Genomic DNA, 16,561 nt, shown 5'->3' on the forward strand with positions numbered 1-16,561 from the left:
TCAACGGATCCGATCGTCGCATCTCCGGCATAGGGGATCTCAAGCGGGGCAGACCATCCCGGATCGAGCCGGGTGGCTCGATCCGGGCCGTACGATCTTGGTGTCAGCCGCAGTTCATGAACTTGCCGCGCCTGGCCGAGGCGATCCCGTAGTCCCTGCGGGTGTCCGTGGTGTGGCCCTCGAAGTCCACGCACTCACCCTTGCCGTAACCGATCGCAGCGGCGTAGTAGCGGTACTTCTTCTTGGTGAGCGTGCCCGGATCCCGATAGGCGCCACCGCCCTGCACGTGGAGAATCGCCTGCGTGTACGTCGGCGTCCCGGCGTAGGCGGTCTTGATCACCGTGACGCAGTTCTTCTGCAGGCCGCGGTTCCACATCAGATAGACGTACCCCCAGGTGGATCGCCCGTTCTTCAGCGTCCTCCTGTTGTCCTTCACGTGCGTCCATCCGCCACGCCCTGATTCCTTGGCGCACGCGGCCTCTGGAGTGTAGGCGGCGGCCATGGCGGGGGCGGGGTGGGCGAGGACCGTGCCGGCCGCGAACAGGGTGGCCGCGGCAAGGACCTTCGCTGACTTTCGCATGCGTTCATCCTTCTCAAGGCGGCCGGGCGGGAGCCTGACCGCGGTCATGACAGCAGGTTGGCATGATCGCCAACCGTGGTCATGTTCTCACGGACAAGAACCACAGGGACCGGTTTCGGCCGACAACTACCTATATTTCGGTCTCGCACTACCCCGAGAGGTTTCGCAGGTATGCGGCCACGCGGTGTTTGCCGCCGTACTCGGCCCAGCCGAGCGGGGTCGAGTCGTGCTCGGCGTCCTTGATGGTCAGGTCGGCGCCGAGCTCGATCAATGTCCTGGCGGTCTCCACGTCGTCGTTCCAGGCGGCCTCGTGCAGCGGAGTGGATCGACGACGGTGGTTCACGTCGAAGCCGAGACCGGCGAGCAGCCGCACCGCCGCGGGCTTGCGCTGCCCGGCCGCGGTGTTGATCAGCTCCGGGGAGCGGGCGAGCGCTCGCGCCTGCACGTCCGGGCCGAACCCGGCCACCGCTTCCGCGTCGGCCCGCATGCAGGCGGCTTTGAACGCGTCCATCTCATCCAGCGCCGCCGAGGCGCCTGCCGCGGCGAGGATCTCCGCGACCTCGGTGTGCCCGTTCAGCAGGGCGAGCTCGTACGGTGTGCGTCCGCCGAACGCCGGGTGGCCGCCGAGTCCGTCTGCTGGTGCGCCGTGTGCGAGAAGCAGCCGGGCCCGTCGCGGGCCGCCGCGCAGGGCGGCGGTGGCCAGTTCCTCCCGCATCAGCTGCTGCGGGGACTGCAGGGTCGGACCCAGCCGGGCATGCCACGGCCCGCCTTCGCCGCGGCCCAGGCCGTACTCCAGCAGCAGCTCGAGGTGAGTGGTGTCGTCGGAGAAGGAGCCGCCGAGCCCGAGGTTGTAGAGGGTCTGGCTGTCGTTGGGGTCCGCTCCGGCCTCCAGCAGCAGCCTGGCCAGCGCCAGGCCCTGCGGATGCGGCGGCTGGTCGCCCTCTCCTCCGCCGAAGGCGCCGGTGAGCGCGGTGAACGGCGAGGTCAGCCCGTCCCACAGGAATCCGGCGTTCGGATCGGCGCCGTGGTCGAGGAGGAGCCGGGCCGCCGGCACGTACCGGCCGGGAGCTTTGAGACGCGCGTAGGTCAGGTACAGCAGCGGCTCCCATCCGAAGGGCCCGCCCTGCGCCCGGGCGAGCCCGGGATCACTGGCCAGCGCGGCAGCCAGTGCGTCGGCCGAGCCGGTGGCCGCCATCGTGAAGACGTTCGCGGTGGCGAGCTGGGGGTGCCGGGCCAGCAGCAGGTCGGCCTCCCCGGTCCGGTCCGGGTGGTCCGAGCCGTAGGTGAGGCAGGCGAGCCGCAGGAATTCCTCCGGCAGCTCCTCGCTCGGGGCGACGCGGTGCGGCGACCGCGAGTAGCGCTCGACGGTGCCGATGTGCTCTTTCAGCCTGGGCCAGCTCGCGAAGCCGTACATGCGGGCGGTGACGAGCTGCGCGTCGGACAGCTTGAGCGTCCCCGGCGGCCGGGGATGGAACTCGGTGACGAGCCCGAGCGCCTCGGGAACTCCCGCCTTCACGTACTGCAGGAGTGTCTTGGCCTGTTTGCGGAGCCGTTCGAGGCTGGGGTTGTCGGGCAGGCGATGGATCGGCACGAGGGCCTCCTTTCCGTCTGGCCTGGCGTCCGCATTGATCAGGCCGGAAAAGAGGTAAGCGCGCGTCGTTCGACGAGTGTCAGGTGGGCTTTGCCCTTCCCGCGGACCGGTGGCGCCCTGGGCGCACGCCATCAAGCATACGCCGATGGCGTTTTGGTGGTATTCCCACAACTGGAGCCGGGTAGCGTTCACGGTCTGCGACATGGCGCCGCAAGCCCCGGAGACGGAAAAGTGGACACTGCCGGGGGGCCGCCGTCTCGCGGCGCGTACATCGTTGTCTGCAGGAGGGCTCGGTCGGGTGTTCACTCGTGTCGCCATCGTCAACCGTGGTGAGGCCGCTATGCGGCTCATCCACGCCGTACGGGACATCTCCGCGGAGACCGGGACACCGATCGAAACCGTCGCACTGCACACCGACGTGGACCGCACGGCCACCTTCGTCCGCGAGGCGGACCTGTCCTACGATCTCGGTCCCGCCTCCGCGCGCCCGTACCTCGATCTGAAGGTGCTGGAGCGCGCGCTGGTGGAGACCGGGGCCGACGCCGCGTGGGTCGGCTGGGGCTTCGTCGCGGAGGATCCGGCGTTCGCGGAGCTGTGCGAGAAGATCGGGGTCACCTTCGTCGGACCGAGCGCGGAGGCCATGCGCAAGCTCGGCGACAAGATCGGCGCGAAGCTGATCGCCGAGGAGGTCGGCGTGCCGGTCGCGCCATGGAGCCGCGGCGCGGTGGAGACCCTGGACGCGGCCCTGGCCGCGGCGGCCGAGATCGGCTACCCGCTGATGCTGAAGGCGACCGCGGGCGGCGGCGGGCGCGGCATCCGCGTGATCACGAACGACGACGAGCTCGCCGACGCCTACGAGCGCACCAGCCAGGAGGCCGCGCGGGCGTTCGGCAGCGGCATCGTGTTCCTGGAGCGCCTGGTCACCGGCGCCCGGCACGTCGAGGTCCAGGTGATCGCCGACGGCGAGGGCACCGCGTGGGCGCTCGGCGTCCGCGACTGCTCGGTGCAGCGACGCAACCAGAAGGTCATCGAGGAGTCGGCGTCGCCGGTGCTCAGCCCTGTACAGACGGCCGAGCTCAAGGCGTCGGCCGAACGGCTGGCCGTCGCGGTCGGCTATCGGGGCGCGGCGACCGTCGAGTTCCTCTACCATCCCGGCGACAAGCTGTTCGCGTTCCTCGAGGTCAACACCCGCCTGCAGGTCGAGCACCCGATCACCGAGGTCACCACCGGGTTCGACCTGGTCAAGGCGCAGCTGTGGGTGGCGTCCGGCGGCAGGCTCGAAGGGGAGCCTCCGGTGGAGCGCGGGCACGCCATCGAGGCCCGGCTCAACGCCGAAGACCCCGACCGCGACTTCGCGCCCTCCCCTGGCCGCATCGCGCGGCTGGACCTGCCCGCCGGACCGGGCATCCGCGTGGACACCGGAGTCAGCGAGGGTGACACCATCCCGGCCGACTTCGACTCGATGATCGCGAAGATCATCGCCTATGGCCGCGACCGCGACGAGGCTCTGGGCAGGCTGCGCCGCGCGATGGCGCAGACCACGGTGATCATCGAGGGCGGCGCGACGAACAAGAGCTTCGTGCTCGACCTGCTCGACCAGCCCGAGGTGATCGACGCCAGCGCGGACACCGGCTGGATCGACCGCGTCCGCGGCCAGGGCTTGGGCGGGGCCCGGAGATTGGTCTCGCACCGGCACTCCGCCGTCGCGCTGGCGGCCGCCGCCATCGAGGCGTACGAGGAGGAGGAACGCGTCGAGCGGCAGCGGCTGCTGTCCACGGCGTTCGGCGGGCGCCCGCAGGTGCAGCACAAGAGCGGCCGGCCGCTGGACCTGAAGCTGCGTGGCGTCGGCTACCGCGTGCGCGTCGCGCGGATCGGCGCGCATCGCTTCCGCGTCGGCATCGAAGCGGGTGGCGACGTCCGTACCGCCGACGTCGAGCTCGACCGCTTCGACCGGCACACCGGGCAGATCACCGTCAACGGCGCCCGGTACCGCCTGCTCACCGGCACGCACGGGCCGATCCATCTGGTGGAGGTGGACGGCGTCACGCACCGGGTCAGCCGCGACGAGGGCGGCGTCGTCCGCTCACCGGCGCCCGCGCTGGTCGTCGCCATGCCGCTGGCGGTGGGCGCCGAGGTCGAGGCGGGCGCGCCGGTGCTGGTGCTGGAGAGCATGAAGATGGAGACGGTGCTGCGGGCGCCGTTCAAAGCGCGGCTGAAGGAATGTGCCGTGTCCGTGGGCACCCAGGTGGAGACTGGGGCGCCGCTGCTGCGGCTGGAGCCGCTCGCCGACGGCGACGCCGCGGCGAAGGACACCTCGGCCGTGGGGTCCGTCCAGCTGGACCTGCCCGCCGCGGACGGGCGGATCTCGGCGCGGGAGCGCGCCGCGCGCGGCCTGGAGGACCTGCGCGGCCTGCTGCTGGGCTTCGACGTCGACCCGCACGACGACCGCCGGGTGCTCGACGACTACCTCGCCGCGCGCCGGGCCGCCGACCAGGACGGGCACCGGCCGCTGGCCGAGGAGATCGGACTCGTCGAGGCGTTCGCCGACCTCGCCGAGCTGAGCCGCAACCGGCCTGCGGGCGAGGAGGGCGGCGGTGACGAGCATGTGCACAGCGCCCGCGAGTTCTTCCACACCTACCTGCAGAGCCTCGACGTCGAACGCGCCGGGCTGCCGGAGTCGTTCCAGGCCAAGCTCGCCAAGGCGCTCGGCCACTACGGCGTCACCGAGCTGGAGCGCTCACCGGAGCTCGAGGCCGCGGTCTTCCGGATCTTCCTCGCCCAGCAACGCGCGTCCGCCGACGCCATGGTCGTCGCGACGTTGTTGCGCGCGTGGCTGCGGGAGCCGCCGCCGGACGAGACGCTGCGCGAGCCCGCCGGTCTGGCGCTGGAGCGGCTGCTGGCCGCGACGCAGGTCCGCTTCCCCGTGGTCTCCGACCTCGCGCGCGGCGTGGTGTTCGCCTGGTTCGCGCAGCCGCTGCTGCGCCGCAACCGCGCCCGCGTCTACGCCCGCGTACGCAAGCATCTGCGTCACCTGGACGCGCACCCGGACGCGCCGGACCGTGCCGAGCTCATCGCCGAGATGGTGCGTACCACGGAGCCGCTGGTTCGGCTGCTCGGCCAGCGGCTCGTCCGCCAAGACCTGGACAACGCGGTCATGCTGGAAGTGCTGACCCGGCGGTACTACGGCAACAAGGGTCTCACCGGCGTCCGTACCCGCGAGGTCGCGGGCTGCACGTTCGTGGTCGCCGAGCGCGCGGGCTCCTGCGTGGTCTCCTCCGCGGTGAGCTTCGAAGCGCTGGGGAGCGCGTTGCGCGGGCTCGCGGGACTGGCGAACGGTGACGACGCCATCGTCGCCGACATCTATCTCGCCTGGGAGAACCAGCCGGAGGACTCCGACGCGATGGCGGCCGCGCTGCACGAGGTCGTCAGCGCCCACCCGCTGCCCGACCAGGTCCGCAGGGTCACCGCCACCGTCGCGGGCAGCCGGGGCGCGGTGATGCACCACCACTTCACGTTCCGCCCGTCGGCCACCGGGATGACGGAGGAGCGGCTGATCCGCGGCCTGCACCCGTTCATCGCAGAGCGGATGCAGCTGGAGCGGCTGAGCAAGTTCGACCTCACCCGGCTGCCGTCGTCGGACGAGGAGGTCTACCTCTTCCAGTGCGTGGCGCGGGAGAACCCGTCGGACGACCGCCTTGTCGCCTTCGCGCAGGTGCGCGACCTGACCGAGCTGCGCGAGCACGACGGCAGGCTGGTCGCGCTGCCGACGATCGAGGACACCGTCGCCTCCTGCCTCGACTCGATCCGCCGGGCGCAGTCGCGGCGGCCGGCGGCCAAACGCTTCAACACCAACCGGATCGTGGTCTACGTCTGGCCGCCGAGCGTCATCACCCGCGCGGAGATGGAGATGATCGCCAGGCGTGTACGACCGACGACCGTGGGCGCCGGGCTGGAGGAGATCCTGTTCATCGCGCGGCAGCGGGACAGGACGACCGGCGAGCTGACCAAGATCGCCGTACGGATCGCCTTCGACGCCACCGGCGGAGCCGAGCTGACCGTCGGCGAGCCGTCGAACGAGCCGGTCGAGCCGCTCGACGACTACCGGCTGAAGGTGCTGCGCGCGAGCAGCCGCAACACGGTGTACCCGTACGAGCTGACCGGTCTGCTCGGCGACTTCGCCGAGCACGACCTCGACGACGACAACGCGCTGGTGCCGGTCGACCGGCCGAAGGGGCGCAACACCGCGGCGATCGTCGCGGGCGTGGTCACCACGCCGACCCGGCGGCACCCGGAGGGGGTCACCAGGGTCGTGCTGCTCGGCGACCCGACGAAGTCGCTCGGCGCGCTGTCGGAGCCGGAATGCCGCCGCGTGATCGCCGCGCTGGACCTGGCCGAGCGCATGCGGGTGCCGCTGGAGTGGTACGCGCTGTCCGCCGGCGCCCGGATCTCCATGACGTCGGGCACGGAGAACATGGACTGGGTGGCCGCGGCGCTCAAGCGGATCGTCGAGTTCACCCAGGGCGGTGGTGAGATCAACATCGTGGTCGCGGGCATCAACGTCGGCGCGCAGCCGTACTGGAACGCCGAGGCGACGATGCTCATGCACACCAAGGGCATCCTGGTCATGACGCCGGACTCGGCGATGGTGCTCACCGGCAAGCAGTCGCTCGACTTCTCCGGTGGCGTGTCGGCCGAGGACAATTTCGGCATCGGCGGCTACGACCGGGTGATGGGCCCGAACGGGCAGGCGCAGTACTGGGCGCCGAACCTCACCGCCGCGCGGGACCTGCTGATGTCGTACTACGACCACACGTACGTCGCCCCCGGCGAGCAGGCGCCGCGGCGGGCGACGACGACCGACCCCGTCGACCGCGACATCTCCGGCTTCCCGCACGCGATGGAGGGCAGCGACTTCACCACCGTCGGCGAGATCTTCTCCGCCACGGCCAACCCGGACCGCAAGAAGCCGTTCGACATCCGTACCGTGATGCGGGCGCTCTCCGACCAGGACCATCCGGTGCTCGAACGCTGGAAGGGCATGGCCGACGCGGAGACCGCGGTGGTGCAGGACGTGCATCTCGGCGGCATGCCGGTGTGCCTGCTCGGCATCGAGTCACGGTCGGTGCCGCGGCGCGGCTTCCCGCCGACCGACGGCCCGGACACCTACACCGCGGGCACGCTCTTCCCGCGGTCGTCGAAGAAGGCAGCGCGGGCGATCAACGCGGCCAGCGGCAACCGGCCGCTGGTGGTGCTGGCGAACCTTTCGGGTTTCGACGGCTCACCGGAGTCGATGCGGAAGCTGCAACTGGAGTACGGCGCCGAGATCGGGCGCGCGATCGTGAACTTCCGTGGGCCCATCGTGTTCTGCGTCATCTCGCGGTACCACGGCGGAGCGTTCGTGGTGTTCTCGAAGGCGCTGAACCCGAACATGACCGTGCTCGCGTTGGAAGGCTCGTTCGCCTCGGTGCTCGGTGGCGCTCCCGCCGCCGCGGTGGTGTTCTCCGGCGACGTCAACGCCCGCACCGCGGCCGACCCGCGTGTGGTGGACCTGGAGGCCCGGGTCGCGGCCGCCTCGGGCGCCGACCGCGCAGCGTTGACCGCGGAGCTCGACGAGCTTCGGTCGTCGGTCCGCGCGGAGAAGCTCGGCGAGGTGGCCATGGAGTTCGACCGGGTGCACAACATCCGGCGCGCTGTTGAGGTCGGCTCCGTGGACGCCGTCATCCGGGCCGCGGAAATGCGGCCACGGATCATCGAGGCCATCGAGTCCCACTTGCGCTGACCGCGAGGCGCCACGGCGAGAACGTCGCCGTGGCGCCTTCGCGCCGCAGTTCAGGACCCGTTTTGCTGGCGCTGGAATTGTCGGTGGCTCACGGCATGATGGCTTCATGACCGAGACGCCGCCCATCACTGTCCTGGCCGACGACACGGCCTACGCCGAGGCCGTTCAGCTGGCCGTGGACTCCGCCGCGGCCTACTACGCCGACGGCACCTCCACGCTCGACGACGACGCCTACGACCGGCTCGTCCGCGGCATCCAGGCGTACGAGGAGGCCCACCCCGAGGCGGTGCTGCCGTCCTCGCCGACGGGCAAGGTGGCCGGCGGGGCCGTCGTGGGCGACGTGCCGCACACGGTGCCGATGCTCAGCCTGGACAACGTCTTCGGGGCCGAGCAACTGGCCGACTGGGCGGCCGGGCTGGAGCGCAGGCTCGGCCGGCCGGTCACGGTGTGGAGTGTGGAGCCCAAGCTCGACGGGCTGGCGATCTCGGCCCGCTACCGGCACGGCCGCCTGACGCAGCTCGTCACGCGCGGCGACGGCAACGCGGGCGAGGACGTCTCGCATGCCATCGGCACCATCGTCGGCCTGCCGGACCGGCTGGCCGACGCAGTCACGGTGGAGCTGCGCGGCGAGGTCATGATGACCGCCTCGCAGTTCGAGGAGGCCTGCGCCAAGCGGCAGGCGCACGACGGCACCACGTTCGCCAACCCGCGCAGCGCCGCCGCGGGCACGCTGCGCACGCGGGAGCGGCCCTACGTGTGCGAGCTGACGTTCTTCGGCTACGGCGTCGTGCCGTCGCCGGACGACCAGTCCGACCTCGCCACATCGCTGCGCGAGCTGCCGCACAGCCAGATCATGGACTGGGTCGCCGGGCAGGGCGTGCAGACCACCGCCGCCACACCGGTCGCCGGCATCGTCGCCGACACCCTGGAGCGGGTGCAGGAGCGCATCGGGGAGATCGCGGCGGCCCGTCCCGAGCTGCCGTTCGGCATCGACGGCATCGTGATCAAGTGTGACCTCGCGGCAGACCAGGCGGAGGCCGGGTTCAGCTCGCGGGCGCCGCGCTGGGCGGTCGCCTACAAGCTGCCCGCCACCGAGAAGATCACCAAGCTGCTCCGCGTGGAGTGGAACACCGGCCGCACCGGCGTCATCGCCCCGCGTGCCGTGCTGGAGCCGGTCGAGCTGGACGGCAGCATCGTCACGTACGCCACCTTGCACAACGTCGCCGACATCACCCGCCGCGGCCTGATGCTGGGCGACAGCGTGACCGTCTACAAGGCAGGCGACGTGATCCCACGGGTGGAGGCGCCGGTCGTGCACCTGCGCACCGGCGACGAGCAGCCGATCCCGATCCCCCAGGCCTGCCCCTCCTGCGGGGACGCGATCGACAGCTCCCAGGAACGCTGGCGGTGCGTACGCGGCCGCGCCTGCCGCGCGATCGCGTCCATCATCTACGCGGTCGGCCGCGACCAGCTCGACATCGAAGGACTGGCAGAAAACCGCATCAAGCAGTTCCTCGACGCAGGGCTGATCTCCGACTTCGCCGACCTGTTCTTCCTGACCCGCGACCAGTTGCTCGGACTGGAGCGCATGGGCGAGACCAGCACGGACAACCTGCTGGCGGCCATCGAACAGGCCAAGGCGAGGCCGCTCAGCAGGGTGTTCGCGGCACTCGGCGTCCGCGGCACCGGCCGCTCGATGAGCCGCCGCATCGCCCGCCACTTCGCCACGATGGACGCCATCCGCGCGGCCGACGCGGAGGCGATCCAGCAGGTGGAAGGCATCGGCCCGGAGAAGGCGCCGGTCGTGGTGACCGAGCTGATCGAGCTCGCCCCGCTCATCGACAAGCTCGTCCAGGCCGGGGTCAACATGACGGAGCCGGGCGCCATGCCACCCGCCGAGCCCGGTGCCACGCCGCCGGCCGAGGGTGAGCCGGCACCGATCGGGCTGCCGCTGGCCTCGATGTCGGTGGTGGTGACCGGCGCGATGACCGGCCCGCTGGCGTCGTTGTCCCGCAACGAGGTCAACGAGCTGATCGAACGGGCGGGCGGCAAGGCATCCTCCAGCGTGTCGGCCAAGACGTCGATGCTGGTGGCGGGGGAAAAGGCAGGCTCCAAGCGCACCAAGGCGGAGACGCTGGGGGTTCGGATCGTGAGCCCGGAGGAGTTCGCCTCGCAGGTCAGCGCATTCCTCTGACGGAAACCATCGACGCGATTCTTGTTCGCTGCGTTCGGGTGCTGGGCGCCGCTGGCCGCGGTCGTGTCCGAGTGGCGGTGCGGCAGAGTATTTGCACTGTACAGCGGGAAGATCTTTGCGATGATGGCCGCGAGACGAGTTCTCACACCAGGGGAGGGGGGCGGAGCCGGTGTCCTATAGTCCGAAGCTTGCTGCGGCGCTGTCGGGTGCCACGCTTCGCCAGCTCGCACACTGGCGCAAGGCCAGCGCAAGTCGTGGAGCCGTGCTCGTGCCGGAAATTTCTCACACTCGTCCGATTCTCTACTCCTTCCGTGACGTGGTGGCGTTGCGCACTTGCGTGAAGCTGCGCAATGACACCTCACTGCAGAAGATCCGGCGCGCCCTGGACACGCTTCGTGACGGTCTGCAGGAGCGTGAGCACCTGTCGGCTTACCGTCTGGTGGCCGACGGCTCGACGATCTATCTCGTAGAGCCGGGGCAGGCGATCGACCTCGTGCGCCGAAAGGCCAACGTGGTCATTCACGAGTTGGTCGACGTCCTACGCCCCTTTTACCGCGATGGACGGCACATCCCCGACTTGCTTCGACCTCGCGACCACGTCACCGTGGATCCGGCTGTCAGGGGCGGAATCCCGGTGATCGAAGGTACGCGAGTGCCCTACGACGAGGTCGCCGCGTTGTTGCGCGACGGGATACCGGCCGAGCGGATATCCGACTACTTCCCGAGTGTGACGCCATCCGCTGCGCTCGACGCCAAGGACTTCGCTGACTACGTCGACAGTTATGAACCCCCCAAGGAGCCGCGTGAGGCTGCTGCTGGATGAGAACGTCCCCAAGCCTCTGCACCGGATTCTCACCACATTCCTCCTCAACCATGAGATCGTGCACCTGCTCGAACTCGACGGCTGGTCTGGAACGCGCGACGAGAGCCTTTATCCCCTGGCAGCGGCTGATGGATTCGATGTGATCCTGACCAACGACGGGCGGCAGATGCAGCGCCCACGGGAGGTGGCGGCCATCGCCGCCTCGGGCATCCACCGGATCGAGTACCCGCATAAGCACCCTGGACTGGTCGGGATGGGCGTCGCGGTCGCAACCGTCTCGGCTGGTTTGCCTGGCGCCCTGGCTTTGTTGGAGGAGTCCGATGGCCAGCGGTTGATCACCCTGCGCGGTGTTGATCCAACTACCGTCAGCCGCATGCGTTTTATCGATCCGGCTAAAACACCTCCGAAGTTCTGGCCCTCGATCTTGTAAGGGTGCGCGACCACGCGCGCCCAGCAGCTCGCCAGATTTTCATGGACGCCCACCGAACGCCTACGCGAGCCACCGCCACGTCCGAGGCTCTGGGTTTCCACAAACCACCGCGAATGCCGCGAATCTCTGTGATATTGGATCACCCGGATGGTTTTGGAAGCCCAGAAGGGACGCATGACGTGCGATCGTTAACCCGCATGGCGGCGATCACGGCCTCGGCGGTGACAGCGTTATCGGCGGCCGCCGCAGGGCCCGCCGTCGCGGTGCCCCGGACGTCGGTGGACTCCGCCGGCGCGGCGCCCCAGCTCGTGGTGAACGGTACCTTCGCCGCCGGCACCGCGCCCTGGTGGAAGTCGGCGAACACGGCGATGGCCGTGGAGGCCGGGCGGCTGCGCGTCAACGTGACGGGCGGCACCGCCAACCCGTGGGACGCCATGATCGGTCAGAACGGCATCGCCCTGGCCAAGGGCAAGTCGTACACGCTCTCGTTCGACGCCTCGGCGTCCGCTGCGGTCAGCGCGGTGACCACCGTGCAGCTCGCGGACTCCCCGTACACCCGAACCCTCACCAAGACGATCTCGCTCACGACGGCGAGCAAGCGCTTCAGCTTTCCTTTCACCTCCAGCCTGGGCACGTCCGCCGGGCAAGTGTCGTTCCAGCTCGGCAAGAACGCCGGCTTCACCTTCCACGTGGACAACGTCTCCTTGACGGAGACCACCATCCCGTCGCCCACGCCGACCGCCACCACCACCCCGAAGCCGGGATCCGGGCCACTCGCCATGACCAGCGGCTTCTACATCGACCCCGACTCCAACCCGGCGATCTGGGTGCGGAACAACAGTGGTGACGCGAGGGCGGCCCGCATCAAGGCGTCCATCTCGTCCAAGCCGATGGCCCGCTGGTTCGGGGGCTGGAGCGGGGACGTCCGTGCCGCGGTCTCCACGTACGTGGCCGCCGCGGACTCGGCCGACAAGTTGCCGGTCCTGGTGGCGTACAACATCCCGGGCCGCGACGCCTGCGGCGGGCACTCCGGGGGCGGGGCGGGCAGCGAGTCGGCGTACAAGACGTGGATCTCCGCGTTCGCCTCCGGGATCGGCAACCGTCCGGCGGTCGTCATCATCGAGCCCGACTCGCTCGGCGATTTCGGCTGCATGGACGACACCGCCATCCAGGCGCGCAACCGCATGCTGACGTACGCCACCCAGCAGTTCCGCGACAAGGCCCCCAACGCCTGGGCCTACCTCGACGCCGGGAACGCCGGCTGGGTGGCGGCAGGGACGATGGCGTCTCGGCTGAAGAACGCGGGCGTCGGCAACATCCGCGGCTTCGCGGTGAACGTCTCCAACTACTACCCGACCGTCCAGTCGGCCACCTATGCCTCGTCGGTCAGCTCCTCACTGGGCGGCGGCGCGAAGTGGGTGATCGACACCAGCCGCAACGGCAACGGCTCCAACGGCGAGTGGTGCAACCCGGCCGGGCGTAAGCTCGGCGCCCCCACGCAGGTGGACGGCGGTGGCGGCACCGAGATGTTGTTGTGGGTGAAGGTGCCCGGGGACTCGGACGGCAACTGCGGCATCGCGCCGAACACGCCCGCCGGCCAGTTCAGCCCGGCCATCGCCATCCGCCTGATCGACGGCTCCTGAGCACCGAGCGCCCCTCCCCCTTGATAGACGGCTCCTGAGGACCGAGCGCCCCTCCCTCTTGATAGACGGCTCCCGAGGAACTGGGCGCCACTCGGTCGATGGCGCCCGACGAACCAGGCGCCACTCGGTCGATGGCGCTTGAGGACTCGGCACCCATCGACGGCGAAGCGTGCAGTCAAGGTTGGAGGCGGTGGGAGAGGAGGGCGGTGCCGGGGCCGGACAGGCCCTGGAGGGCGGCGGCGCGACCCGTCGCCGCCAGCAGCAACTCGCCCGCCGTCCCCCTGACCTCCTCCGTCCCCTCCCCCTCCGACCAGTCCGCGTCGGTGGCGATCAGCCGCAGGCCCGCGAAACGCTCGCGCGCGCCGAAGAACGACGTCTTCCTGACGACGTGGGTGAGCGCCGGGGCCGCCCGGTCGGGCGGCATCTCACGTACGCGGCCCAGCGGGCGGGCCACGTCCTGCCCGTGCACCAGGATGTCCACGAGCGGTTCCCAGACGGTGGTGGCGATCGCGTGGCGGCGGGACGCGGCGGCCTCCCGGAGCTGGCCGGCGAGCTCCGCCGGCTCGAACCTGGCGGCCCGGCGGCGCGCCTGGTCGGCGATCAGGCGGTTGATGTCGCCACGGGCCCGGACGATGCCCTTGAACACGTCGAAACGCGACGCGTGCGTGACCACCGTCAGGTGGGCGAGCACATCGTGCACGGTCCAGCCCGGGCACAACGACGCTTTCGCCCACTCGTCGTCCGCCACATCGTCGAGGAAGGCCGCCAGGCTGAGTCGTTCGGCCGTGACAGCGGCGAAGATCTCGTCCTCGTTCACATTTCCTCCCCGGAGGAGCTCATGACGGGGCGGACCTCCACGGCCGCGAAACGGGCGTCGGGGAATCGGGCCGCGATCTCCACCGCCCGTTCGGTGCTCTCGCAGTCGACGACGAAGTAGCCGGCGAGGTGCTCTTTGGCCTCGACGAACGGTCCGTCCGTGGCCACGGGGGCGCCGCCGCGTACCCGTATGGTCCTGGTGTCCGCCGGGTCGGCGAGCGCTTCGCCGCCGACGAGCTCGCCGGACTCCACGATCTCCTGGATCAGGGCTTCGGCCTGCGCCGTCAGTGCGGCGCGCTCGTCTTCCTGCATGGCGAGGGCCTCAGGGGTACGCAGGAACGCGGGATGGCCCCAGCTCTGGGCGTTGGTGTAGATCATCAGCAGGTAACGCACGGCTGCTCCCTCACGTTCGTGGTGCCTTTGACCGGTGGTCGGAGCCCGAGGCCGGGTTTCGACATCCTCCCGCGAGAAAAACTCAGCCGCCCGCTCGCTACCCCTTGGTGAACGGCCCCCGTACCGCGGTAATCCCCATCAGCAGAGCCTTGCCCAGCGGCGTGACGGTGTGGATCACGTTGGGACCCATCCGCCGGCTGAAACTGCACCGGACGGGACGAGGCCATATCCACGCTGGAGGCGGCGTTGCCGCCCCGTTCCGTGCGCGCCACGCCCGTCATCGTCGTCACAGGCCCGGCCGGGGTGGGCAAGACCGCCCTCACCGTGCATGTCGCCCACCGCCTGCTGGAACATTTCCCCGACGGCCAGCTGTTCGCCGCATTGCGTGACGTACGAGATCGCCGTGTGCCGCCCGGGGACGTGCTCGCCCAGTTCCTGCGTGCACTCGGCGAACCGCCCCAGGACCTCCCCGACCGCGTGGCCGAACGCGCGGCCAGGTTCAGGGAGTGCTTGGCGCGGCGGCGCGTGCTGATCGTGCTGGATGACGCGGTTGACGAGGCGCAGGTCAGTCCCCTGCTCTCCGGCGGTGTGGAGTGCGCCGTGCTGGTCACCAGCCGATCCGAGCCGGCCACCCTGCCCAGCACCGCCCGCCTGGACCTGAAGGAGCTGGAGACGAGCGAGGCCATGCGCCTCCTCGCCAAGGTCGCCGGCGCGCAGCGGCTGTCGCCCGAGCCGCAGGCCGCGGACGAGCTCGTACAGCTCTGCGGGAACCTCCCGCTGGCACTCAGGATCGCCGGCGCCCGGCTCGCCACCCGCCCCGAATGGCGGATCGGCGACATGGTGGAGCGGCTCAGGGACGAGCGGCAGCGACTCGACGAGCACGGCGACCTGGAGGTACGCAGCTGCGTCGCGCTGTCCGCCGAAGGGCTCGACCCGGCCGCGTTCCGGCTGCTGTGCGCGCTGGCGCACGCCGACACCCCGGAGATCCCCGGCTGGGTCGCACTCGCCGCGGGCGGAACATCGGAGCTGCTCGACAGCCTGGTCGCGGCCCAGCTCCTCCAGGCGACCGGGCCCCTGCGTTACCGCTTCCACGACCTCGTCCGCGATCACGCGCGTGACCTCGGGGAGCCCGAGGCGCTCCCGCGTCCTCGGCGGCTGGCTGGCGCTGGTCGAACGGGCACACGGGCCGTCTACGGCGGCGACTACGCGGTCCTGCACGGCACGGCCGCCCGCTGGCAACCCCCAGGTGCCGATATCGTCGACACCGAACCCCTGGCCTGGTACGAGGTCGAACGCGCGAACATCGTCGCCGCCGTCCGCCAAGCCGCCGCGCTGGGCCTGGACGAGCTGTGCTGGGACCTGGCCATGAGCGCTCTGTCGTTGTTCCAGACCCGCGGACACTACGACGAATGGGAAGAAACACATCGGGTCGCACTCGTCGCCACCCGCATCGCCGGCAACGCCCGCGGCTGCGCGGCCCTGCTCACCGGGATCGGCCTGCTGGAGGCCTACCGCCACCGCTACGGCCCCGCGGCCGCCGCCGTCGACGAAGCCCTGGAGCTCTTCGAGCGGTGCGACGACCGGCACGGCTGGGGACTGGCGAGCTCGGTGGCCGCCTTCACAGCAGGCATGAGAGGCCTGTACGCCGAGGCGGTCGAGCAGTGCGAGAACGCCCTCGACGCGGTACGCGAGGCAGGTGACGAGGGCGCGGAGACCTTCGTACTGCGCCAGCTCGGCCAACTTCTGCTCGACGTCTACCACGCCGGCTCCATCCGCCCGTACCAGCACGATCCGGAGATCGGCTACCGGATCGGCGAGCTGCTGCTCGCCTCGGGACGGCTGAACGAGGCGGAGCAGGCGTTCACCGACCTGCTCTCCGCCGTCACCGACCTCGATGACCTACGGGCCGAGGCCTACGCCCGCTACGGCCTCGGCTATCTGCACCTCGAGCGGGATCGCCACGCCGCCGGGGAGGAATACCTCCAGCAGGCCATCGAGCTGTCGAGCGCGATGGGTGAGCCGCTGATCGAGGTCAAAGCGTGGCTGGCGCTCGGCGCGGCAAGCCGGTCGCTCGGCGACTACGAGGTGGCGCTGCACAGGTTCCGGCGAGCCAAGGAGCTGGCGCAGGCCATCGGCGCGCCCCTCTGGGAGGCCCGCGCCTTGCTCCAGGTGGCCGTGGTGCACAGCGAACGCGACTGTGAGGCGTCGGCCGCCGCCGCGCGGGCCAGGCTGAGCGAGCTCATCGCCGCCATCGGCGCCCTCGACTCCGACATCGACGCGGGAGTCCCGTCCGTGCAGATCCCGTGACGATC

General features: G+C 70.5%; 9 protein-coding genes and 1 pseudogene. 6 read left to right on the forward strand and 4 right to left on the reverse strand.

Annotation, left to right across the window (positions count from 1 at the left end):
* Positions 1–103: 103 nt before the first annotated feature.
* Positions 104–580 carry a hypothetical protein gene (locus EDD27_RS38645; RefSeq protein WP_127936786.1) on the reverse strand — a complete coding sequence of 159 codons (477 nt, stop codon included), beginning with the start codon at positions 578–580 and terminating at the stop codon, positions 104–106.
* Between the two features lie 148 nt (positions 581–728).
* On the reverse strand, positions 729–2,171 hold the full coding sequence (locus EDD27_RS38650) for an ankyrin repeat domain-containing protein (RefSeq protein WP_127936787.1): 1,443 nt from the start codon (positions 2,169–2,171) through the stop codon (positions 729–731).
* Between the two features lie 298 nt (positions 2,172–2,469).
* Here EDD27_RS38650 and EDD27_RS38655 point away from each other — a divergent pair, with 298 nt between their 5' ends.
* The 5 genes from EDD27_RS38655 to EDD27_RS38675 all read left to right on the forward strand — a co-directional run bounded on the left by EDD27_RS38655 (position 2,470) and on the right by EDD27_RS38675 (position 13,040).
* Positions 2,470–7,950, forward strand: a complete 5,481-nt coding sequence (locus EDD27_RS38655; protein ID WP_127936788.1) for an ATP-binding protein — start codon at positions 2,470–2,472, stop codon at positions 7,948–7,950.
* A gap of 106 nt (positions 7,951–8,056) precedes the next feature.
* The gene (gene ligA / locus EDD27_RS38660; protein ID WP_127936789.1) at positions 8,057–10,144 is read left to right on the forward strand and encodes an NAD-dependent DNA ligase LigA; all 2,088 of its coding nucleotides are present in this window, start codon (positions 8,057–8,059) and stop codon (positions 10,142–10,144) included.
* 169 nt (positions 10,145–10,313) lie between these two features.
* On the forward strand, positions 10,314–10,967 hold the full coding sequence (locus tag EDD27_RS38665) for a DUF433 domain-containing protein (RefSeq protein WP_127936790.1): 654 nt from the start codon (positions 10,314–10,316) through the stop codon (positions 10,965–10,967).
* Complete coding sequence (locus tag EDD27_RS38670; RefSeq protein WP_127936791.1) at positions 10,948–11,397, forward strand: PIN-like domain-containing protein; 450 nt, start codon at positions 10,948–10,950, stop codon at positions 11,395–11,397. Before EDD27_RS38665 ends, EDD27_RS38670 begins: the two co-directional genes overlap by 20 nt.
* Before the next feature lie 179 nt (positions 11,398–11,576).
* Complete coding sequence (locus EDD27_RS38675; RefSeq protein WP_241564486.1) at positions 11,577–13,040, forward strand: glycoside hydrolase family 6 protein; 1,464 nt, start codon at positions 11,577–11,579, stop codon at positions 13,038–13,040.
* A gap of 175 nt (positions 13,041–13,215) precedes the next feature.
* On the opposite strand, the gene EDD27_RS38680 is transcribed toward EDD27_RS38675, so the two are convergent.
* Together EDD27_RS38680 and EDD27_RS38685 are read right to left on the reverse strand one after the other, a co-directional pair.
* Positions 13,216–13,857 carry a maleylpyruvate isomerase family mycothiol-dependent enzyme gene (locus tag EDD27_RS38680; RefSeq protein WP_127936792.1) on the reverse strand — a complete coding sequence of 214 codons (642 nt, stop codon included), beginning with the start codon at positions 13,855–13,857 and terminating at the stop codon, positions 13,216–13,218.
* Positions 13,854–14,249, reverse strand: a complete 396-nt coding sequence (locus tag EDD27_RS38685) for a YciI family protein (protein WP_241564487.1) — start codon at positions 14,247–14,249, stop codon at positions 13,854–13,856. Before EDD27_RS38685 ends, EDD27_RS38680 begins: the two co-directional genes overlap by 4 nt.
* 216 nt (positions 14,250–14,465) lie before the next feature.
* On the opposite strand from EDD27_RS38685, the pseudogene EDD27_RS58435 reads away from it, so the two are divergent.
* Positions 14,466–16,556: pseudogene (locus EDD27_RS58435) on the forward strand (NB-ARC domain-containing protein); the annotation flags it as partial.
* Positions 16,557–16,561 lie beyond the last annotated feature (5 nt).

This window comes from Nonomuraea polychroma, assembly GCF_004011505.1.
Classification (GTDB): domain Bacteria; phylum Actinomycetota; class Actinomycetes; order Streptosporangiales; family Streptosporangiaceae; genus Nonomuraea; species Nonomuraea polychroma.